At 39.7% G+C, this 21977-nt stretch carries 19 protein-coding genes, 1 tRNA gene and 1 pseudogene; 12 read left to right on the top strand and 9 right to left on the bottom strand.

Translation table 11 applies throughout. The features are described 5' to 3' along the window. Positions 1-53: 53 nt before the first annotated feature. From BP549_RS03400 to pscS, 4 genes are all read left to right on the top strand, one after another. A complete protein-coding gene (locus BP549_RS03400) occupies positions 54-647 on the top strand; it encodes an METTL5 family protein (RefSeq protein ID WP_292371824.1) in 594 nt (197 codons plus the stop codon). Positions 648-975: 328 nt separating this feature from the next. Next, positions 976-1938 carry an exosome complex RNA-binding protein Csl4 gene (locus BP549_RS03395; protein ID WP_292371822.1) on the top strand — a complete coding sequence of 321 codons (963 nt, stop codon included), beginning with the start codon at positions 976-978 and terminating at the stop codon, positions 1936-1938. A gap of 81 nt (positions 1939-2019) precedes the next feature. Then, positions 2020-2298, top strand: a complete 279-nt coding sequence (locus BP549_RS03390) for a DNA-directed RNA polymerase subunit L (protein WP_292371820.1) — start codon at positions 2020-2022, stop codon at positions 2296-2298. 361 nt (positions 2299-2659) lie between these two features. Beyond that, the gene (gene pscS, locus BP549_RS03385; RefSeq protein ID WP_292378119.1) at positions 2660-3820 is read left to right on the top strand and encodes an O-phospho-L-seryl-tRNA:Cys-tRNA synthase; all 1161 of its coding nucleotides are present in this window, start codon (positions 2660-2662) and stop codon (positions 3818-3820) included. Between the two features lie 212 nt (positions 3821-4032). Here the strand turns inward: pscS and BP549_RS03380 are convergent, their stop codons facing one another. Then, positions 4033-4368: a winged helix-turn-helix domain-containing protein gene (locus tag BP549_RS03380; RefSeq protein WP_292378116.1), complete on the bottom strand. Its 336-nt coding sequence runs from the start codon at positions 4366-4368 to the stop codon at positions 4033-4035. A gap of 227 nt (positions 4369-4595) precedes the next feature. On the opposite strand from BP549_RS03380, the gene BP549_RS03375 reads away from it, so the two are divergent. Beyond that, positions 4596-4961, top strand: a complete 366-nt coding sequence (locus BP549_RS03375; RefSeq protein WP_292378115.1) for a hypothetical protein — start codon at positions 4596-4598, stop codon at positions 4959-4961. A gap of 316 nt (positions 4962-5277) precedes the next feature. On the opposite strand, the gene BP549_RS03370 is transcribed toward BP549_RS03375, so the two are convergent. The 3 genes and pseudogenes from BP549_RS03370 to BP549_RS03360 all read right to left on the bottom strand — a co-directional run. Then, positions 5278-6540, bottom strand: a complete 1263-nt coding sequence (locus tag BP549_RS03370) for a diaminopimelate decarboxylase family protein (RefSeq protein WP_292378220.1) — start codon at positions 6538-6540, stop codon at positions 5278-5280. 342 nt (positions 6541-6882) lie between these two features. Then, entirely contained in the window at positions 6883-8643 is a 1761-nt protein-coding gene (gene polX, locus BP549_RS03365; RefSeq protein WP_292378112.1) for a DNA polymerase/3'-5' exonuclease PolX, read from the bottom strand. An 80-nt stretch (positions 8644-8723) separates the two neighbouring features. After that, a pseudogene (locus BP549_RS03360) lies at positions 8724-10331 on the bottom strand (ATP-dependent DNA ligase); the annotation flags it as partial. 355 nt (positions 10332-10686) lie between these two features. Between BP549_RS03360 and BP549_RS03355 the strand changes: the two are divergent. Further along, on the top strand, positions 10687-11097 hold the full coding sequence (locus BP549_RS03355; protein ID WP_292371810.1) for a PaaI family thioesterase: 411 nt from the start codon (positions 10687-10689) through the stop codon (positions 11095-11097). 309 nt (positions 11098-11406) lie between these two features. Here BP549_RS03355 and BP549_RS03350 read toward each other — a convergent pair. After that, positions 11407-11478: transfer RNA gene (locus tag BP549_RS03350), tRNA-Gly, on the bottom strand. A 464-nt stretch (positions 11479-11942) separates the two neighbouring features. Between BP549_RS03350 and BP549_RS03345 the strand changes: the two genes are divergently transcribed. Further along, a complete protein-coding gene (locus BP549_RS03345; RefSeq protein WP_292371808.1) occupies positions 11943-12326 on the top strand; it encodes a methyltransferase family protein in 384 nt (127 codons plus the stop codon). Positions 12327-12975: 649 nt separating this feature from the next. Then, on the top strand, positions 12976-14082 hold the full coding sequence (locus BP549_RS03340) for a hypothetical protein (protein WP_292378109.1): 1107 nt from the start codon (positions 12976-12978) through the stop codon (positions 14080-14082). A 459-nt stretch (positions 14083-14541) separates the two neighbouring features. Here the strand turns inward: BP549_RS03340 and BP549_RS03335 are convergent, their stop codons facing one another. After that, the gene (locus BP549_RS03335) at positions 14542-14793 is read right to left on the bottom strand and encodes a CBU_0592 family membrane protein (RefSeq protein WP_292371805.1); all 252 of its coding nucleotides are present in this window, start codon (positions 14791-14793) and stop codon (positions 14542-14544) included. A 1401-nt stretch (positions 14794-16194) separates the two neighbouring features. On the opposite strand from BP549_RS03335, the gene BP549_RS03330 reads away from it, so the two are divergent. The 3 genes from BP549_RS03330 (at position 16195) to BP549_RS03320 (ending at position 18009) form a co-directional block, all read left to right on the top strand. Next, positions 16195-16503: a hypothetical protein gene (locus BP549_RS03330; protein WP_292371803.1), complete on the top strand. Its 309-nt coding sequence runs from the start codon at positions 16195-16197 to the stop codon at positions 16501-16503. A gap of 583 nt (positions 16504-17086) precedes the next feature. Next, positions 17087-17485, top strand: a complete 399-nt coding sequence (locus BP549_RS03325) for a DUF2769 domain-containing protein (protein ID WP_292378107.1) — start codon at positions 17087-17089, stop codon at positions 17483-17485. A gap of 128 nt (positions 17486-17613) precedes the next feature. Then, entirely contained in the window at positions 17614-18009 is a 396-nt protein-coding gene (locus BP549_RS03320) for a DUF2769 domain-containing protein (protein ID WP_292371799.1), read from the top strand. 139 nt (positions 18010-18148) lie between these two features. On the opposite strand, the gene BP549_RS03315 is transcribed toward BP549_RS03320, so the two are convergent. Genes BP549_RS03315 through BP549_RS03305 form a run of 3 tightly spaced genes read right to left on the bottom strand, consistent with a single transcriptional unit; the run spans position 18149 to position 20908 of the window. Further along, positions 18149-18865, bottom strand: a complete 717-nt coding sequence (locus tag BP549_RS03315) for a polysaccharide deacetylase family protein (protein WP_292378105.1) — start codon at positions 18863-18865, stop codon at positions 18149-18151. Further along, positions 18840-19970 carry a glycosyltransferase family 4 protein gene (locus BP549_RS03310; protein WP_292378102.1) on the bottom strand — a complete coding sequence of 377 codons (1131 nt, stop codon included), beginning with the start codon at positions 19968-19970 and terminating at the stop codon, positions 18840-18842. The genes BP549_RS03315 and BP549_RS03310 overlap by 26 nt, the downstream gene beginning before the upstream one ends. Then, positions 19946-20908 (bottom strand): lysylphosphatidylglycerol synthase transmembrane domain-containing protein, encoded by a 963-nt coding sequence (locus tag BP549_RS03305; RefSeq protein WP_292371793.1) that lies wholly within the window; start codon positions 20906-20908, stop codon positions 19946-19948. Before BP549_RS03305 ends, BP549_RS03310 begins: the two co-directional genes overlap by 25 nt. Before the next feature lie 476 nt (positions 20909-21384). Here BP549_RS03305 and BP549_RS03300 point away from each other — a divergent pair, with 476 nt between their 5' ends. After that, positions 21385-21555: a hypothetical protein gene (locus BP549_RS03300; RefSeq protein WP_292371791.1), complete on the top strand. Its 171-nt coding sequence runs from the start codon at positions 21385-21387 to the stop codon at positions 21553-21555. Positions 21556-21977: the final 422 nt, after the last annotated feature.

Here is a 21977-nt window from a genome sequence, read left to right as displayed (position 1 = left end):
ATATATAAATAAAGAATTAAAATATATATAAATAGGGAATTTAAGTCGAGGAAATGAAACAGAGAAAACTTGAGATGCTGCTTGAAGAATTGGAAAACTTCTCCAATCCTGAACTTGAGCTGGAGCAGTACCAGACACCTCCTCTTCTAGCTGCGGAAATTCTTCACTTTGCTTATATGCAGGGAGATCTTGATGAATCGGTGCAGGATCTGGGCTGCGGTACTGGAATCCTTGCAATAGGGGCGAAGCTTCTAGGAGCCAGAACGGTTGTGGGGTATGATACGGATTCAAAAGCACTTGAGACCGCACAAAAAAATGCCCAAAAACTTGGAGTAGAGGTCGAGTTCGTATTATCAGACATTGCCGACGTTAAAGGGCATGTAAAAACGACGGTTATGAATCCACCTTTCGGGGCAAGAGTGAAAGGCAGGGACAGGCCTTTCCTTTCGTCAGCGTTAAGAACAAGTGAAGTGATATATTCAATTCACAACCGCGGAAGCCTTGCTTTTATCCAAAAGTTCATTAAGCCTGCAATCATTACACACTCCTACGTTGCGAAATTCCCTATAAAACGAACCTTCAATTTCCATAAAAAAGAACGAGAGGTTATTGAAGTAGAGATCTACAGGATTAAGGTCTCTGAATAATTCAGACGCAGGTACTGTTATAAGGTATCAGACTTTATAGAGACAGTGTCAGGATTTTACCTCTAAAGGCGAACTATAACACTGATTACAATTAGTATGCCTGTGTTTTACCAAACCATACGGTGCGTCAATAGAGGCAAAAGTGACAGATAATACAAATGTGATAATCTATCTCATCTATTGAGGTTAGTTATCTGTCAATTGAGTGTGTTAATATCATATTGAATAGCTACAGTATCTTATTGAATGGCTACAGTATTCCATATCATTGATAGTTGCTGTGATTACGATTTATATCGACTACTAAAGATAGTCCAAATGAGGGATCATGATTAGAATTCGAAAAAGTAAAACTACAAGAAAAAAATTGACTGGCCCGAGTGAAGGAAAGCCAGTTGCCGAAAAGGTGACTCAAATTGCTTCAGAAAGCAGGGATCAATTCAAAGGTCAGTCAAGAGATCAGTTTAAGGCCCAGCCCAGGGAACAGGCTGTTAAAAGTCAACCGAGGGAACAGTCTAGGGATCAATATAAGAGCCAATCAAGAGAACGATTCAGGGGACATCCCAGAGACCAGTTTAAAGGGCAGTCCAGGGAGCAGTCAAAGGACCAGTTCAGGGGAGACCAGGGCAAAAAAAGAAGGTTCCCTTATCAGAAAAAAGGCTCAAGGGAAAGGTCGGACATGCCTGAATCCAGGACTCCTTACGAAGTCGAGACTCCAGAAGAAGAACTTGAGAAAGGTGATTTTGTGCTTCCTGGAGAGCTTGTTGGAACGACTGAGGAGTTCAAGTCCGGGGAAGGAACAACAGTGTCTGCCGGAGATATTTACTCTACAGCTACCGGAATAGTAATTATTGATAGGAAAGCAAGAGTAGTCTCGGTCAGGCCAAGCACGATAACTCCGAATATTCTTAAAGTAGGGGATATTGTCTATGGAAAGATAACTGACGTGCGCGAATCCGGAGCAATGGTAGAAGTTGCAAGAATAGAAGGCAAAGAAGACAGGGAAATTGTCAATGTGCGGTCTGGAGACGTCCACGTGTCAAATGTGCGGGACTCTTACGTTAAGAGACTTTCAGATGAGTTCAGGCACTTTGATATAATCAGGGCCAGGGTTATTGATACTGAAAGAATGCGCCTGACAACAGCTGAAGATTCCCTTGGAGTTGTAAAAGCTTACTGTTCAAATTGCAGAGGAGAACTTGTGCTCGAAGGGAAAAAGCTTAAATGTCCTGTATGCAATATGACCGAAACTCGCAAAATCTCAACCGAGTACGGGAAAGGGATCCAGTAATTTCTTTCTCCTACAGGCATGGACTTCTGCACAGTAAATTATCAGTAGATTACATTACTTACCATTTACAGGTGGTCACCAATGCAACTGAATATTCTTTCCAAAACAGACAATGAGCTTGAAGTCGAGTTCAAAGGCGAGACACATACCCTTCTAAATCTGCTCAAGGATCTTCTGATTAAAGACGAAAGGGTTGAGATTGCCTTCTATGATATGAAATACGTAAGTATCAGTGACCCGATCCTTTACATCAAAACCGATGGTACAAACCCTATTGAGGTCTTAAAGGACGCTGCTTCGAAAATAATTGCTCAGTGCGACGAGTTTACTGATGTATTTAACAAGGCAGTAAACGCTTGAAATAGCTGAAAAATGGTCGCATAACGTCTTTTTAAAGGCGTTTTGCTTTCTTTTTCCGGTAAATCCGGAATCTTTCCAGCAGGGGGCTCTTGATATTTATTAAGGAGCCTTTGCTATCTTCAAATATCATAGATTTTGGAATACTTTTTTATGAATCTATGCGTATCCAGAGTAAATAAAAAATCTTAACGCGGAATTAGGGTAAAAGCATTAAACTGGATTGAATAATTCAGATTTTTTTATTTCAAAGATTATTTCCTGCATTTGCAAGTTAAAAATTATAAACTAATCTGTAACTAATGTTGAGGTTAATCTGTAACTAATACTGATGTATGAAAGATAACTTGAGGTATGAAATAAAATGAAACTTGATGACTCATCCCTTCAGAAGTTCGGTTTTATAAAAAGAGAGACCCTTGGCAGCATAAACATCGATCCTCTTCAAACAGGCGGATGTTTGACCGAGGCTGCAAAACAGGCTCTTGTAGAATGGGGAGACGGGTACTCTGTATGCGATTTTTGCGGAGGAGTTCTGGACCAAATAAAAAAACCTCCAATTTATGATTTCGTACATAACGCCCTTCCAGAGTTTCTTGGCTGTGATGAAGCAAGGGTTACAAATGGGGCTCGGGAGTCCAAGTTTGCTGTCATGCATTCTATTGGAAAGCCGGGTGACTGGATTGTGCTTGACGGGCTTGCCCATTACTCTTCATATGTTGCAGCCGAAAGAGCCGGCTTGAATATCAAAACCGTACCGCATTCAGGCAGCCCCGATTATTACCTTGACCCTGAAGGGTATGCCACAGCAATCGAAGAGGTTACAAAGGAAAGTGGAAAACCGCCTGCGCTTGCACTTGTAACATATCCTGACGGAAGCTATGGAAACCTGCCAGATGCAGGAAAGATAGCGTCGGTCTGCCATGAATACGATGTCCCCCTCCTTCTGAATGGCGCATACGCAGTCGGAAGAATGCCGGTATCTGCAAAAGAAATAGGTGCCGACTTTATTGTAGGCAGCGGGCATAAATCGATGGCTGCGTCAGGGCCTGTCGGAGTGCTCGGGGTAAGTGAAGAATATGCTCCTATTGTGTTCAGAAAATCCAAACACAGCAAGGTAAAAGAAGTTGAACTTCTGGGGTGCACTGCAAGGGGCGCTACAGTTATGACCCTTATTGCATCCTTCCCGGATGTTGTAAAGCGTGTTAGAAACTGGGACCAGGAAGTCGAAAACACCCGCTGGTTTTCGGCAAGGCTAGAAGAAATGGGCTTTATCCAGCGTGGGCAAAAACCCCATTCTCATGACCTTATGTTCTTCGAAGCCCCTCGTTTCTATGAGATTTCCGAGAAGGTCAAGAACGGAAGATACTTCCTCTACAAGGAGCTCAAAGCCCGCAATGTTCACGGCATTAAGTCAGGGCTCACCAAATATTTCAAACTTAGCACTTTCGGGCTTGGTAGAGAAAAACTTGAAGCTGTCGTGGATTCCTTTGAGGATATTCTGAAAAAATATGAGGATATTTAAGGTTGTTTAAACCGTCGATTTTTTACGTCCGGGAGAACTCAATCAGACTAATGATTCTGATTCTGAATCTCCCCTTGCCCTTTTAAAACAGATAAATTCAAAGATTCAAGATTCCAGAGAATAAGAATGCAAAAAAATGTGCAAAAAATGATTCGGAATATCTGCCAAATTTATCTGCTGAGTCCGTGTACTTTTACTGAGTCCAAGTACCTTTACTTTTTCATTTCCACATTTTCCATATATCCTTTTCCTCTAGGAGTCAGGATATAATATACACCTTCACTTTCCTCTTTTTCAATACATAGAGTACTTTCTAGCATAATAAGGTTGTAACTCGCCTGAGAATCTGTGAGCTTGAGTTCTGTCTTAATTTCTTCCAGCGATTTTTTCTGCTTTACCAGGGCTTTGAGGATGTTTCTCCGTACAGGGTTCTGCAGGGCATTAAGGCAGGCCTTGTGGTCTTCGGTCATATCCTCTTTCATTTTACCTTCGCGCTTCATCTTTGAGACCCATTCTTCTTTTCTTTTAGCAGCTTCTTCAGGAGTCATATTTAATCATTAATATATTGTTCTCAGTATCCAAATAATTTTGCGAAAAGTAAAACTCGCAATCTCTTGCTGCTGGTTCAGTTAAACCTTTAACTGTCCAAAGATAAATTCTATCATAGTAGGCTATTGTGCATAGTTAAATACCAGTCAGCTTATGCCCTATGATGAGTTAAATATCATGAATTCTCTAGTTATTATGAGAATTCAATTATTGTGGAGGGGTATGTTTGGAAGACAATAATGGAGATATGTTTAAGTATAAACTTGGTAAGTGGGTTCTAAGCATAGATGAATGTGCCTTTATGAATCTTATGGATCTTGGCAAGAATAAATCTATGCGCCAATATCTGATTGAGTCAATTGATAATTGGGTAAACAAAAAAGAGCCACTTGTAACGGATGAATTTATTTCGGAAATGTGTGACTTTATTAAAAACGAAAATGAAGTCCTTTACGACCTTTTGGTGAAGAAGTGCGCTCTAAAAGGAATAAGTGTAGGTGAAGGTATATTTGAATCACTGAGCCTTTTGAGTTGTGGGATGATAAGTGCGCAGGAGTGCAGACAGTATGGAGATGACTTCTCTGAAGTATGATGATCATATTTTTTGACTTTCTAGATTTATAGGGAATAGGACTTAAGCAGTTGAACAGAGAAATCAATAACATCAAAATCTTCTACTGTCTAAAACGCGAATTTGACCACAACATCTGTTACGATTGGTTTTGTACTTCAAGTGCATAAGTCCTAAATACTCGTGTAAGTAAGGGTTGTAATAAGGGTTAATTCAGGTGCGGCAGTGAGATCCAATAGCGGAATCCCGTAATGAAACTTACCTGCTACCCACCTGTCTTTAGTTCTTTAGTTAATTCTCTTTCGGAATATTTTCCGATTTTTGCTGAAGAATTTTCTTACTTGAAATCCTTCAAGGCTTCAAAATCGAGGGTTGCAAAGTAATCCTCAATTGTCTCGGCTCTCCGGATCTGCACAACACTTCCGTCCTTTCTAAGAAGGAGTTCGGCAGAACGTAATTTTCCATTATAATTGAAGCCCATGGCGTGCCCGTGAGCTCCTGTATCGTGGATTACAAGGATATCTCCTATTTCAATTTCCGGAAGAGGTCTGTCGATAGCAAACTTGTCATTGTTTTCGCAGAGGGAGCCGGTTACGTCATATTTACGGGCAGGGGCTTCGTTATCCTTTCCGAGCACGGTTATATGGTGATAAGCCCCGTAAATGCCCGGCCGCATCAGGTTTGCCATACAGGAGTCCATCCCAACATAGTCTTTGTAGGTATGCTTGAGATGCCTAACCTGGGAAATCAGGTAGCCATAGGGACCTGTGATTACACGGCCGCATTCTAGGAAAACTTTGAGCGGGTAAAGCCCGTTGGCTGTTATTGTGGCTTCATAAGCTTCTTTGACTCCTTTTGCCACGGCTTCGAAGGAGACAGGCTCCTCTTCAGGCCTGTAGGGTATGCCTATGCCTCCGCCGAGGTTAACAAATTCGAACTTTATGTTGAGTTCTTTTGAGATTTCAACTATAAGCTCGAAGAGAATTCTTGCGGTTTCCACAAAGTAATCAGCATTTAGTTCATTCGAGGCCACCATTGTGTGCATTCCAAAACGCTTTACTCCCTTGTCCCTGAGTATGCGATAACCTTCAAAAAGCTGGTCTCTAGTGAAGCCGTACTTTGCCTCTTCCGGCTTTCCTATAATGGCATTTCCTTCTTTAAGGGGGCCAGGATTATATCTGAAACAAACAATTTCTGGAAGTCCGGCATACTTTTCAAGGTAGTCAATATGGCTTATGTCATCAAGGTTTATGTATGCTCCAAGCTCTTTTGCCTTTAAGAACTCTTCAGAGGGGGTATCGTTTGAGCTGAACATTATGTCTTCCCCGTTCATTCCTGCTTTTTCGGCAAGAATTAACTCCGGCAAAGAGCTACAATCCGCACCGAAGCCCACATCTTTGAGAATTTTGAGAATAAAGGGATTTGGAAGGGCTTTTACTGCAAAGAACTCTTTAAATCCAGGTACTTCCTTGAAGGCTGCCTTCATTCTCTCTGCATTTTCCAGAATGGCTTTTTCATCGTAGATATGAAACGGGGTGGGATACTTTTTTATTATTTCCAGAATTTCCTCTTTCGTGAAGGGAAGGTCCTTTGAAACCATATTATTACCTTTTATCGATTTTTTAATGGGGTTTGTATCAATTTGAACTTTTACTCCTTTATTAGTCTTTCTGCCCCGAGTCCCGTCACCCGAGTCCCGTCTCGGGAGGACGGTTCCCTTTTCGCTCACTTCGTTCGCTCAAGAGGGCTGAATTACGGGCAAGAAAGGCTATATTTTCAACTCACTTAGGACGGCTGATTTAAAATGTTTAATCGAAAACCCCTTCCGACGGCGTGGTCAAGCGGCGCAACGGTTGTGGCACAACCCTTTTCAAAAAGGGCTTGACCGAAAACACCAAGCAATGGCGTGATCATCCGACGCTACAGTTGCGGCACAGGCCAGTCACTGGCTGGGTCTATGTTTTTTGAAAACTTCTTTAAGCTTGGGGTAGGGGTAGGTGTTAACAACGTCTTCTTTCTCGAGCCAGCCACGCCGCGCCTGTCCGAGCCCGTATCGCATGAGAGCAAGACCCTTAGTAGAATGGCTGTCGGTGGAGATACAGAATTTAAGGTCAAAGTTCTTTGCACGCAGGATCAGCTCATCATTAAGGTCAAGCCTTGAAGGCTGGCTGTTGATCTCAATCACTTTTCCGTTTGCAGCGGCAGTTTCAAAAACCTTTTCAAAATTGACGGCATAAGCCTCTCTTTTCCCAAACAGCCTGCCTGAAGGATGGGCAAGGATATCAAGATACCTGTTCTCCAGGGCCGTAATAATTCTTTCAGTCATTTTCCTCTCAGGTAATGCAAAACCGGAGTGTACGGCTCCTACCACAACATCGAGTTCTTTGAGAATTTCATCCGGATAGTCCAGGCTTCCATCTCTCAGGATATCAACTTCCGATCCTTTGAGAATTTTTATCTTGAATTGTTTTGAGAGTTCGCCAATTTCTTCCCACTGATCTTTTAATTTTTCGATTTCCAGGCCGTTTGCGACCTTCTGGGAGCGGGAATGATCGGTTACTGCGATATACTCATAACCAAGAGCCTCTGCTTTTTCAATCATGGTCTTAAGGCTGTCTCTTCCCTCACTGTATTCTGTATGCATATGGAGATCTCCCCTGAGATCGCCTGCTTCTATCAGTTTGGGCAGGGAATTTTTTGAAGCGGCTTTAATCTCTCCCCGGTTTTCCCGGAGCTCGGGTGGGATGTAGGCAAGTCCAAGTTTTTCATAAATTTCTTCTTCACTGCTGCCTGCAATCTGTTTCCCGGATTCTTTTAAGTACAGCCCATATTCCGAAAGTTTGTAACCGTTTTTGATGGCAACATTTCTAAGTTCTATATTGTGCTCCTTTGAGCCCGTAAAATACTGAAGAGATGTTCCGTAGCTTTCAGGCGGGACTACTCTCAGGTCAATAGCTATCCCTTCTCTCAGAATCACACTGCTTTTTGTGCTTCCTTTTAAGATCACCTGCTCGACATCCGGAAGGGAGACAAAACAATTCATTACCTTCAAGGCCTCTCCTTTATCGGCTTCTGCCAGGATATCGATATCCCCTATTGTCTCTTTCAACCTGCGAAGCGAGCCAGTGTAGATTATCTTTGAGAGGTCGATTTTAGAGCCTGTACTCTCACACTGGTCTTTTAAAGCGGATATGACCTCATCTGCTAGTGGAAGCGCTTTTCCGAGAGCTATCCGGGCATGGCTTTTCTCATACTGTTCAATTGCTCTTGCCAGATTTTCTTCACTTTTTTCTCCGAAGCCCTCGAGCCTCCTGAGTCTGTGGGTGTCAATCGCATTTTTAAGGTCTGAGAGCGTCCTTATCCCAAGGGCATCGGCAAGCTTTTTCATCTTCTTTGCCCCAAGTCCCCGAATTTCCATCAATTCCACAGTGCCTGAAGGAGCTTTCCCTTTAAGATTTTCAAATTTCTCCACCTTGCCTGTTTCCAGATACTCGGCAATGTGATCGGCAATTGACTCCCCGATGCCTGGGATCTCTGTCAGCCCGGTTTTTCCTTCTTTGGCATAGATTTTTTCGATGTCTTCCCCAAGATTTTCTATCATCTGAGCAGCTTTCCGATAAGCCCGTGGTTTCCACTCAACCTGCTGGTACTCTAGAATATCAGCAGCCTCATAAAATAACTCAGCAATCTCGCGATTTCTCAATTGCTTCCCCCTGCCCCTTATTTCTTTTCCCTTATTTTCTTTTTAAGTTTCTTCTTTCTCTCTTTTCCTTCCACAAGTCATCAAACGCCTTTACCTTCCTTCAAATCCCTGACTTCTCTAAGTGTGGTGACATCATAAGGCCCTTTATCATATCTTATGCGTAAAAAGCGAGGAAAGCGTAGAGCAAGTCCTGTTTCTCCTTCTTCCTGTCCGGCAGTGTGGCCTGGGCTTTCCGTTATTTCCGAACCAAGTACTTCAATCATTACAGCAGGCTCAACGAAGATATCCGGAAGCATTCTACTTTTTATGAATACATCTTTCGGGGCCTCGGCAATAATATGCTCTGAAAGCAGGCTATCGATTTCTTTCGCATCCGTTTCTGTGAACCCGGTTCCTACTTTTGTAAAAGTTTCAAAACGCTGTTCTTCTTCATTAAGAATTGCACAGAGGAGTGACCCAAATGAGCCTTTCCTTTTTCCCCGGCCATAATATTTTCCTACAACTACAAGGTCAAAGGTCTCTCTCATTCCTCCAGCATATTCTTCTTTCCATTTGAGCCAGAGCCAGCTCCGTTTTCCTGCCTCGTAAACCGAGTTCCTGTCCATAGATTTGATTATAACTCCTTCGAGTCTCTTTTCCAGAGCCTCATTGAAAAAGTCCTCGATTTCTTCCAGATTATCCGTAATAATTCTTCTAGTCAGGCGAAGAATTTCCGATTCCTTTACATGTTCTTCAAGGAGAGCTCGTCTTTCCGGATAAGATTTCTTCAGGAGCGAATTTCCTTCAAGGTACAGGATATCAAAAAAGAATACGGCAACAGGGCAGATTTCAGTATATTTTTGAACCTCATATTTTCTACGCCTCTTCATCAGTCTCTGGAATGAATAAAATTCTTCAGTAGAGTCGTCGGCTTTCCTGCCTTCAACATATGCAAGGATTTCCCCATCAAGCACGATTTTCTCCGCTAGAATACCTTTCTTGACCGCTTCCACAAGATCGGGATACTGGGCAGTTATATCTTCAAGCCTTCGAGAAAAAGCTTTAATTTCTTCTCCGTTTTTATGGATCTGCACCCTTTCTCCATCATATTTTTCTTCGGCTGCTTTTTTTCCTGGGATTCTTTCTTCAAGCTCTTCAAAAGTTTCCACACGCTGCGCAAGCATTGACCTGACAGGCCGGCCCAGTTTTATCGAGAAGCGCCCAAGAGCTTTTGGACCGTATTCTGCAAGGGACTCTGCAAGCTCTCCTATATCAGTACAGACGCTGTAGCTTTCTTTGATCTTGACAGCATATTTTTTGTCCCCTGTAAAAGCAATAGAGAATGCCTCAAGCAAAAACTGGTCCCCAAACCCGAGCCTGAGCTTCCCAAGCACAATCCTGACTATGTATTTTCCTTCTTCAGGGCTGGCCCGCTGAAGGATACTGGAAAGCAGTCTGGTCTTTTCCTCCTGGCTGCCTTTTCCTGAGGCTTCTTTTATCTCTCTGAGACTTCCGAATACCTCATCAATTTCCAGCGACTTTTCTTCTCCCCGGTTTATCTCAAAGGCCACATCTCCAAGGTCTCCTGTCCTTGAATATCTTATTTTAACCTCCTCTTCGGAAATTCCATAAGCTCCGGCAATAGCTTTTAAAGCAAGCTTATCCCCTACTCCAAGTGCCGTATTCTCAAAGGCAGGGCCTATGCTCCCGAGAAAAAGGTATGAGCTGTCCTTTACTTCCTTCCCTTCAAGCCCCTAAAAAAATTTAGCAATTTTACTGACGATTTCCTTATGGGATGTTATTTTTTCAAGTTTCTCAAAAAGCTCCGCAAGCTTTATGAATCGAGCCATTACCCTCTCTCCGAAAAGAACGCTTTGAAATTTTTCTCTATACTATTTATTATATTCCCGGTCTTATCGCTTTGCACCCTCAAATTTCAGAAATAGAGTTTTTCCTTCTCTTAAAATGGGAGATCCAAGAGGAAGTTTACATTTAAGAGAATAACTTTAACTAAAAATATGAAGAATATAGCACGACTTTACGTACAACAACTGGAGTAATTACATGGAAAATATTAAAGAGTATTTTAAGAAAGATAATTTCGCTGCAATTTCAGGAATAAAACTTCTGGAAGTCTCCCCAGGATATGCAAAAGCCATCATGAATATAGAGGAAAAGCACCTTAATGCTCTGAAAACCGTTCAGGGAGGAGCAATATTTACCCTTGCAGATCTTACTTTTGCTGCAGCCTCAAATGCGTACGGCAATGTTGCTGTTGCTATCAATGCAAACATTTCTTTCGTAAAAGCCGCAACAGGCAAAGTCCTCACAGCCGAGGCAAAAGAAACCTCAATAAATCCCAAAATTTCAACATATACTGTAAACATAACTGACGATAAAGGAGATCTTGTAGCAATATTTCAGGGTATGGGCTACAGGAAAAAGATTTTACTTGAAGATCTTTCCAGAATTTAAAACAGCAGATATCTCTCAGCAGGAATGATAGGAGAGGTTTCAGTAGAGAGAATATCTAAGTAGAGAAGGCATCTAAGTAGGAAACCTAGCAAGAGAAGTGAATTTCCAGAAGGGAGTTCTATGAGCCTTTTTAAGATTTTGTTAAAAAATAATATTAAAAATTAAGAAGGCTCAAATAAAGATAAAATACCAGTATTTTAGAAAGAAATTAAAGCTTAAAACGAAATTTAAGTCTAAAAAAGTTAGGATATAAATAGAGTTTGGATTTAAGTCTGAATCTAAAAAGGGCTGATTTAAAAACGTATTCAATGCGACTGCCGGGATTCGAACCCGGGTTCTAAGCTTGGGAAGCTCAGGTCATAGCCACTAAACCACAGTCGCATAAAGATGTATAGAAGTGATGTGTATTCTTCTCATGCATCTTTTAGATATTAAAGGTTTCGGTAACGAAGAAGGAATGTCAAGGATGGCTGTTTTATGGGGAAAAGGTTAAATTCCTGCCAAGCTCCGCAGGCCCCGAATTTAACTATCAAAATCTTTTTGAACACCATAAACAATTTATTCCTAGGGTTTAAGTGGAAAAAGATGCATTGTTCTGGGATGCAGTTGTCAAAAGGGCTGCATAGGTTATTTCAGTCCTATTCTTGTTTATAGTGGTGTTTTTTTCTTTCTGCCGGTAGAGTTGACCTGCCTAGAGCATGGTTTTTCTTTAGCCTTTATTTCATCTCGTTGCTCTTCGACATGGTTATTTTCCTTAAGTTCAATCCGGAGATCATAAAAGCACGGAGTGAAATGAAATGGGAAAAATGATGTGATGGGATAAGCTGTTTGCGGTGTTCTATTTCATGTTTCTTTTCATAATGTTTATTGTATGCGGTCTCGATGTGGGAAAATTACGTGTTCCCAGCATCGGGATGGAGTTTTTGGTTGCTGGAGTAATATTTTCCGTTGTGGGCTGGGGGTTTTTAGTTTGGGCAATGGTCGAAAACAAGTTTTTTGAAACTGCAGTCCGCGTCCAAAAAGAGAAAGAACACAGGGTTATTTCCACAGGACCTTATGCCATTGTCCGACACCCTGGTTATGTCGGTATGATTCTGTTTTATGGCTGCGCTCCGTTCATCATTGATTCCCTTTACGGACTGATCCCTGCACTGTTAATTGCTGTAGCTTTTATTTTCCGCACATATTTCGAAGACAGTAATGCTCTACTAGGATCTTCCAGGATATAGAGAATACAAAAAGAAGGTAAGATACCGTCTTGTGCCGTTTATCTGGTGAAGAATGAATCTGAAAACATCAAAATACGTAAAAAATGTGGTAGATAGCTCAAAAGAAGTTTTAGACAATGTTTATCTGAAAGCAAAAACTTGATTACAGACAATTTGAGGTAAGCATTAAATACGATTTTTCTTTGTTATTTCTACATATGCTACTCAATATCTGTCATATTACATATGATAAGCTCATTCACAATCAATTTTATTCTTAACTAGTGTAGTTCCATAACTATTTTCATGATCAATGATTCGATTAATTATTCAGAACATAACATTCATAGAGATAATCTCTAATTTTGGGATGAATTTTATAAATATATGACAGAATGATTACTTTTACTATGCCATCCGATCCTCAAAACCCAACTAGTCTCTATAGTTAATAGAGATTAATTATTTATAAGCTGATCATTTATTATATATCGAATTTATATTAAATTACTTTTTATTTAATTTAGTGCATGAGCGATCCGATGGTCAAGCTCGTAACGGGGGGTAAAGAATGAAAGTGAAATTAATAGTTTCTCTACTTGTACTGTGTCTAACATTGTCTGTTGTATCTGTACAAGCACAGACTGATACGGCCGAGAACATGAATAACGTGAATATGATTATGGCCGGAAATACAGCTGAAAACATTACATGTAACGTGACCGGAAATGCGGTTATGGTTGCTATGGACAATGTTACTGGAAGAACCGATAACATAACCGGAAGAATGGAGAACGTAACTGGAAGAATTGGAAATATGACCGGACCTGTGACATGTAATGTGACTGGAAAGGTCATTATAATCAGAGATATGGGTAATATGACCGAAAGCGCGATTATTATCGGTAAAATAGATAATATGCCCGGAAAAATGGTTATGTTCGGAAAGATGGATGCTGCAACTGCCAGAATGGGCGAAAGAATGGACAAAGCTGCAGGAATAGCTGGAAGAATGGATAACATGGCTGTGCTCATGGTTGGAAATGTGACTGGAACCATGAAATGTGAAGCAGCCAGAAATATGGATAACATGACCGGAATTGCCCAAAGAGCAGAGAACATGACCGGAACCTCCGGAAGAGCGGAGAACATAAATGTACTCATGAATGGGAGTTTTACTGGGACCTTAAAATATGATCTGACTGAAAAAATGATTATAATCAGAAACATGGGTAGTATGGCCGAAGTGGCTGGAAAGATGTGTAATATCTCCGAAACAACCGGAAGAATGGGGAACATGTCCGCCCGCATGGAGAACATGACCGGAAGAATTGAAAATATGACCGGACGCATGGAGAACATGACCGGAAGAATGGGGAACATGACCGGAAGAATGGAGAATGTAACTGGAAGAACGGAAAACATGACTAGACCCATGGTATGTAACATGACCGGACGCATGGTTGTATTCATAGATATGGATAAGATGGCTTCAATGGCCGAAAGAATCGATAACATGGGAATAGCTGAAAAAATGAATTATATTCTCGAAACTGACGAAAATACTGCTATAATCGGAGACGCGGATAACCTAACTAGAACGGATGGAAAAATGGACAATATAACCGGAACTAGCGGGCAAACGGGTAATGTAGCTGGAAAGGTAATTATAATTCGAAATATGGGTGACACTACTCAAATAATAACTAAAAACATTACGTGCAACATTACTGAGAACGTGTCTACGGTCAGGAATATGGCGGCTGGAAATAGGTAATTTGACGTAACTGTTGACAGTAAAATGTTAGTAATGAAGTATGAGTAATGCATAGTATTATTTCGATTAGAAATTTCAGCTTAGAAGTAAGTTTCGATTAGAGATTTCAGCTTAAAAGTGAGGCTGCAAACTTGTAATTTTACAGTTTACAGTTCTTACTTATCTTTTTTCAACTATTTCCGGTATTCATTACATTATTTATGCATTTTTAATGTCTACAGTCAGTTAGAAATCAGAATGAAAATTTGACCGGAACCAAACTGGGACATGATTACGACTGGAAGATGGCAGGCAGTACCAAAGGTGAGGGAACATACTCATAAAAGAATTTATTTGAAAAATTGCTGACACGAATAGAAGTTTAGCTTAAAACAATCGTTTTTCCGGTTAAATATTTTGTTCCATGATTTTCCTTTATATTTCTTTGCAATTTTTTGCTATCAGTCCTTATCCTGTTTTTTATTCCCTGTCTGGTCTCTTGAGCAGCCGAACTAAGCCTGTAAAGGCTACAAGTGCCCATGTTCCTTCGAGAATTACAAAAGGCATGTAATCAATAAGAATTGATGCATAACACGAAAGCCCTGCTCCCACGACATTAAGAACTGCATAGGTTTTCGTATCCTGTCTCAGTATTTCAAATAGATTGAGAAAAAAGGCCAGCAGCAACAGAAGTACACCTGTTGAGCCTACAATTACCGAAAGTTCAATCATCTATAGACAATATATTTTTTACTTTTATATATTTTTGCATTATATCAGTTGACATACGGCTTTGTTCTGGATTTTTAGTTGTTTATACCTTTTTTGCCCTGATGCTGACCTTTTCTGTATAAACATAGCTATCACAGTAACTTCCATTGCAAGTGCAAGTATTTTCATTATATTAAATCTGAAGTCAGCGCCTATCATCACCGCATTTATTGAAACCAGCAAGAAGGCCAGATAACTAAGATTGTGAACTTGCTTTCAGTTCCTGTATTTCTTCCTGTATATCGCAATTCCGGCAACCAGAAGGAGCAGATAAAGAGCCGGACGCTCTCCTAATACAATATAAATATTTGTCGGAGAAATTGGGGAAAATATCTGAATGTCTCGCCCCTGTAATACAAAAGTCAGTGGGTGAATAAGAAATTAATAGGATTCCAATTCTAGCCAGATTGTGGTGGGCTTTTATAAAAGGCAGTCCTGATATTTTTCTCATTCTGGCCATGTACTCGGATGAGATCATTGCAAGGAACATCGTCAAATAAGCTAATGCTCCTGCAAATCGGCGTAGCATTACAATGGGTTCTTCAGGGGTTTGCAGAACAATATCAATTACAAACAAAATTATGAGTAGAATTATGCCATAAATTGGATAAAAATGTTTACTTAGAGCTCCTTTTTATACCCCTAAAGAACTATACTACCCTTTGCTCAATTATGAATATTACATACTTGTATTCTTAAAAAGCAAACATAGCCCGTTATTGTCCCCTTATCTCAGTGAGAGTAGCCCTAATACTTATTAGATCGCTCTAATCACATTAAAAATGAATCCTGTTTATAATCTTCTTTTTCTATCATTTTTTAGGCAAAGACTCAGACAGACTTGCAGGTTATTACGTAATTCTAAACCCGTTTTTTGAACTTCATCTTTTGAATTATCAATTCAATTTCGAATATTGGATCAATCATGAAGGCTCTTTGGATTAAGCATAAATTGAGTTTTGAAGTACGTTATTAACAAAAAATAATACTAATCACAATAATAAAGTATGTAATTATAAAACCCCTTTAAAATAAACTACAAATTATATATTATTAAATATATCTTTTACATTAATAATGGTTTCTAATTTATATTTCTATATCTATTATATTCTTTGAGTATAATCTCCTGTTGTACGTACAATTTGTTGGGGTAACTTGAGATCATTTTCATCGGTATATATTTTTTTCAGCACTTAAACTGAGCGTAAAATTCGCTGTGTAAAATTTAATAGTACGTATCTTCCATCTATAAACTAGATAGATGGTTAACTGATAAAGTAATATTTGAATGCTGCAATTACCGACAAAAATGATTACCAACAGCTTTAAAGTCGTATCAAATTGGAGGAGTGTATACAAATGGGAATACTTAAAAGGACAATGAGTGCTTTAGTGCTGGTCTTTTTCGTAGCTTCACTGACAGCTACATCAGCCAGTGCAGGCATCTGGAATAATAAATGTGACTGCGACTGGAAGAATAAGTGTGACTGTGACTGGAAGAATAAGTGTGACTGCGACTGGAAGAATAAGTGTGACTGCCACAAGGATAAATGTGACTGCAAGAAAAAATGTAAATGTGACGACTTTGACTTCAATATCTTCTTCAAATACTTCTTCGGAGAGAGCTGCTTCTTCGGAGGAAATTGTAACTGGTTTGGCGACTGGTGATAACCAGGTTGGCATGATAAAGTGAAAACAAATGGTGACCCATTCGTAAAGCCTTGTATCGGATTGCAGGGACAGTAAATTCCTCAATTATTCAATCTAATATCTCTATGGGATATTCTTAACAGGACTTACGAGCTTAAGTAGTAATGAAGTCTCATGCGACTGGTTCTTCAGTTAAACTGCGTAATTCCTTTCTTGAAGCTGGCTCGCAGTTCTCGAAATTGGTTTACGAATGTGTCTAATTTCTTATTTTCTTAAATCTTATTATCTGGAGATACTTTATTTTGGAAGCTTTCTAAATCTCTGACTTTTAAATAACTTTGATCAAGGAGAAAATCTTGAAGTTTTCATTACCATTTATTAAATAACTTTAATTTCTTCCTGCTTTTTTTCGGTATTTTCCAATTGAAATATATTTGATTATAAGTAAAGTAACTTCTTCAGAACACTATTACCTACTCATTCTATGATTACTCTATACTCGTTCTATAACTGAAAAGGCTTTTATTCTCTCGATCTCTTAAACTACAATGAAGTAAAAATTATAAAATTAACCTTATATATTCTCTATTTGGGGGATAAGATGGATACAAATAAAGGTAAGCCGACTGAGAAAAGATCTTTTACAGAGGCAGAAAACCGCTTTACAGAAGAGAAGGGGAGAGGTACTAATTTTTTAGTCCCTTATGCACGGTCAAATATCGAAAAATGTATGTGTTCGCAGTGTCCGGTTCAGGCCGACAGTAAATGTGCTCAGGAAAAACTTCAGAGTTCAGGAAAGGAAATGGAAAATATGCCCGGAGGAGAAGTCCCAGATCCTGAGGACGTTCCAGGAATATACTGCTCCACAGGAAAAGCTACCTGTCAGGACCTTAATTTCGACAAACAATGCATTTGTGGTACCTGTGAAGTCTGGAAAGAGTATGGTCTCGAAGAGATAAATCCAAATAATCACTTCTGTCAGCACGGTAGAGCGACATAATTTGTTTAATATAAATCTTAAAATTAACTTTTAATTATTTTGTAAAGTAAGTTCTATATTTCTTAATTTCTTCTATTTTTTGATCTTTTTTAAGTTTTTATTTAAATAGCTTAATTTGGGGGAATAATGTGAATAAAGGAAGAGATACATCAATCGGAGAAAGTGACTCTATAACACCTCGAGACAGAAATGTAACTTTTGAAAGGGATGCAGATTTTATAGTTCCTTATGAACGGGAAAATATTAGCAGATGTAGATGCCCACAGTGCCCGGTTCAGGCTGACAGTAAATGTGCACAAGACAAAATCAGGAGTTCAAAACAAGCAATGGAGAATATGCCAGCAGGTGAAGTTCCTAATCCTGAAAACTTCCCGGGAGCATACTGTTCTATAGGTGAAGCCCGATGCCAGGACCTTAAATTTGATAGAAAATGCATTTGCGGTTCTTGTGAGGTCTGGAATGAGTATGATCTCAAAAATGCAGATCCCAATAATCACTTCTGTCAGCAAGGCAAAGCGACCTGATCTTTAACTTGCAGATTGGGAGCTCATCCCAAAACCAATTATATTTCTATTATATTCTACATCAATAAGAGTTCTGAACCATTTTCCTAATCAGAACTTTTTACAGAAAAAATGGATTGTATTTACCTTCTTCAGGGAGTCACTGATATTTTTCAAGTTTTGCTCTTTCTTGCAAAGTTAAAAAGATGTAGTGTTGAGCTTTTAAAGCGCGAATCAGGATTTTGAGGTTGTTAAGGGCTTTTTCTCCAGTATTGAACCTACAATCCAGGCGTATGGGCGTGTTTGACATATCCACGAATTCCCAGGGATGAACAAATATAACCGGAGACTCCCAGTGCTTGATTAGCGGGATGAAAAGTCCTGGAGGCAGCCTTATAAATGAAGACGTAATCGTCGCAGGAATCCTTATTATTTTGCTTTTTACTTTGCTCCGGAGAAACGGAGGCTTATATGATGCAATAGAGGAATCGTACAGGAAATTTTCTTCTTCCAGAAGTCCGAGGTAACTTTTTGGGAACTGGAGATTTGGAGCCCTGAAAGAGACCAGTTTCCTTTCAAACTGCCTCAGAACTTTTCCAGCCTGTTTAAGAGCAAGCCTTGCTTCTTCCTTTTCCATCCTGTCAAAACGTGCATGGGTATATCCATGACATCCAAGCTCGTGTCCTTCTCCCGGAATTCTGTCTATAAGATCAGGATACTGCTCAGCCATCATTCCGGTAACAAAAAAGGTTGCTCTTATCCCTTCTTTTTTGAAAAGGTCTAGTAACTCAGGCAACCCTTCTTCCATTCCTCTCGTACTTGTAAGCACGGGAGGACAATCTTCTTCCACATCAACGGTTATTGTGATATTTTTCATAAATAACACTTGTATATACTCTGCTTGTCTGTTCACAGATCCGGTTCCAGTCATAATTTGAAATCCCGCTTAAAGCCTCCCTGGCAAAGGAGGCTCGCTGGGCTGGGTTTTCTATCAAATTTTCTAGGAAGGAGGAAAATTCGGTAAGGTTGTTTGCAAGGTAACCGTTTACTCCGTTCTTGATGATATCCGAAACCCCACTATTATTCATTGCGACAACAGGAACTTTTCTTGACATTGCTTCCAGAATTGAAATTCCAAAAGCCTCATTACTCGAGGGAAGGGCAAAAATATCAGCCTGATCCAGATACCCCAGCACTTTTTCCCTGGATACTTCTCCTGTAAAATAGAAATTTCCGGATAAACCTGCTTCCTCTACCGTACTCTCAAGCATTTCCCTGAGTGGGCCGTCTCCTATCATTACAAATAGCAAATTTTTATGCTTTTCCAGAAGGGAAGGGGCAAGAGCTACAATGTTTTGAACACCCTTTTTTTTTGTCATACGCGCAACCGTGACGATGACGAGTTTTCCTTCAGTATTAATAGGAAGGGGGACTTTGACGATTTTATCTTCAGAATCAACTCCATTGAAAATCCGGTAAATAGGTTTTTCTGTCATTAGTTTTGAATCTCTTTCAACTGCCGAGCTGACAGCAATTATAGCGTCAGTATTTTTTAGAAGCAATCTGCCTGCAAGATAAAGGAAAGAATGATATGGCGTATTTCCCACAAGGGAATGATTAGTAACAACTACAGGAATTCTAAGCTTTCTGGATGCAAGAAGAGCTCCCATGCTGAGTGGAGAATCCAGCCCATGAGGGTTGACAATCTCATAATTCCCATTCTTCAAAAGACTGAAGAGTTCTTTGTATGCACTGGGCATGAGAAATCGACTCTGCCCTGGTAAAGGTCTACCTTTGACCCTTATCACTGATACCCCATCTCTTATACTGTATTCAGGGACGCCCGGATAGCTCCTTGTAATGACATTTACCTCATATCCATACGTGCTCAGAGTTTTAGCAAGGGTGTGCATGGAATACTCGATTCCTCCTACCTTTGGAAAATACCAGTCACTGATCAGTGCGATTTTATATTTTTCCATATTTTAAACCCTCCATAATAAAACAGGCACAGGAATCCAATCACGCTGCTGAGCCCAAAGGAAATAAAACGCTCAAGAAAGACGAAGCTACTTGCTGAGGCGAGTGATAATCCTAAGTAGCGAAGGACAGAGATCAGACCGCCTTCCACTATTCCAAGTCCTCCAGGGGTTATTGGCAGGCTTCCAAGCAGCAGATATAAAATAGAGGCTGTTGCAATCAAGTATAGAGAAAGAGGAAGATTTAGAGCTAAAGCAATCAGCTTGAGACGTATTATGTCAAGAATCCAGACTCCAGAGGATAAAAGAAGAACAGAAACAAACGATTTGCGAAGTTGTCTCCAATTTTCATAAATACTCTCGAGAAGTGAAGATAACTTTTTTCGGAAAATCCATATTATGACTCCTACTACGAGGAAGACTAAAAGCAACAAATAGGTTGAGCTTAAATTAAAACTAGTTTTTACGGGCAAGAATTTGATATCTAGCGAAGGGAATGAATATAGAACATAAATTAATAGCATGGTAATAGGTATTGCTTCAACCAACCTTTCAAAGAGAATTGACACGAAAGCATTAGTATAACTTATTCCAAACTGCTTATTAACCCAAATTATACGTAGTGGTTCGCCTCCTGCCCTGCTTGCCGGAGTTAAATTATTTGCGAATATCCCTCCGAAAATAACGGGAACAAGATCTGTAGGTTTAAGATCATAGCCTAGACAGGAGAGAACCTGCTGCCAGCGGACAGCGAATAAGTATACACTCAGAAGGTAGGCTAAGAATGCCAGAATGAAATAACTTATTTTGGTTTTGCTAAGAATTTTCAAGCTTTCTCTCAGAACAGGTACAATATCTGCCCAGTAAATACTAATCAGAAATACTCCTGCTGTGAGCAGTAAGAGGGCTAGTATTGCTTTCTTTAAGATTCCCTTGTCCAAAAATACACCTTCAAGGAGTTCAGAATGAAATCTTATTGTGTATGATTTTTCATTATTAAAATCTGCCTTGATGAGACTTTACCTATATGAGACCTATTTACATTCTTTATCTGGCAGTTTTCCTGATCAGAAAAAGAATACTTTTTAAGCGTTCTCTTATGTACTCGATGCTATAACTCATCAAAGATATCTCTCCTCTTCTACCGTAATCCCCATTCTATTTTTAGGCTCTTTTTATATAATACCTGTTATTATGCTGTTTCTTTGACATTAAGCTCTGATTTGAGTTCCTTATTAAGTCCAATCACTCCTCATATACTTCCCCAGATATTTTCCTTTCTTTTTATTGAACTCCTTTTTGCTTACATATGTCCTGCTGCTGAACCCATAGAGTGTTATATTCTATCCTGACAAAATGTATTAAGGGTCTGGTTAGGGCGTGAATCTCTCATTTTTATATTGAGGGGTAGGCGTATATGCTATACAGAAAGCTTGGTCAAACGAAGAAAAGTGTCTCAATACTTGGGTTCGATACCATGAGGCTTCCTACACTTGAAGGAGACAACTCAAAAGCCGACAAGGAAAAAGCTGCATATATAATTCGCTACGCCATAGATCGCGGTGTCAACTATACGTTATTTAAATGAGCAACTTGAAAGGCTCAGGAGAGATTATATAGATTTTAATCTGCTTCACGCGCTAAACAGTGACTTCTGGACCCTTGTAATTATGTAAGGAACCTTCAAATTCCTTAAATCCTCTATTGAAGATGGGAGAATAAAACATATAGGCTTTTCTTTCCATGATAATCTGGCTATTTAATGAAACCGCTGACTCTTATCCATAGAGTATGTGTCAAATCCAGTACAATTTTATGGATGAAAACTTCCAAGCAGGAAAGGCTTCAAAATGTACGGAGTGCGGGCAATGTGAAGAAAATGCCCTCAGCAAACTCCTATCTGGGAAATATTAAAAAATATTGTAAATGTTTTCGAGAAATAAACCGTTACTTATTTTTCCTGATTATTCAACTTTACACTGACTGATTTCACTTCATGAATAAATAGTA

Source organism: Methanosarcina sp. UBA289 (assembly GCA_002496565.1).
Lineage (GTDB): Archaea > Halobacteriota > Methanosarcinia > Methanosarcinales > Methanosarcinaceae > Methanosarcina.
This window is presented reverse-complemented; position numbering and strand designations above follow the sequence as displayed.